This is a genomic window from Alkalibacterium sp. s-m-28 (assembly GCF_054658175.1).
The window spans coordinates 1-255 of the sequence record NZ_BAAGIQ010000432.1 but is presented as its reverse complement, the minus strand read 5'-3'; the positions used below and the strand labels follow the sequence as shown (position 1 = coordinate 255).

The window sequence follows — 255 nt, the reverse complement described above, 5'->3', positions numbered from 1 at the left end:
GGGGCTAAATAAAACGACCTTAGGTTCACAGTCGATGGTTTCTCGTTTTATTCATCAACTGTCGGAGGAGAATATCGTTCAACTTCAATCAATTGCCAAGGCATTGACCACTATCTATATCGGCCAACAAAATACACAGCATATGATCATTGACGTGGATTCTACTCACTCAGACACCTTCGGAAAACAAGAACAGACTGATTTCAATACTCACTACGGAACAACGGGTTATCATCCCTTAGTGGCTTTTGATGG

At 41.6% G+C, this 255-nt stretch carries 1 protein-coding gene; it reads left to right on the top strand.

The window, feature by feature from the left end; translation table 11 throughout:
* Positions 1-255, top strand: a 255-nt coding sequence (locus ACYQ4S_RS12880; protein ID WP_459771581.1) for a transposase, incomplete at both ends; no start/stop codon positions are given.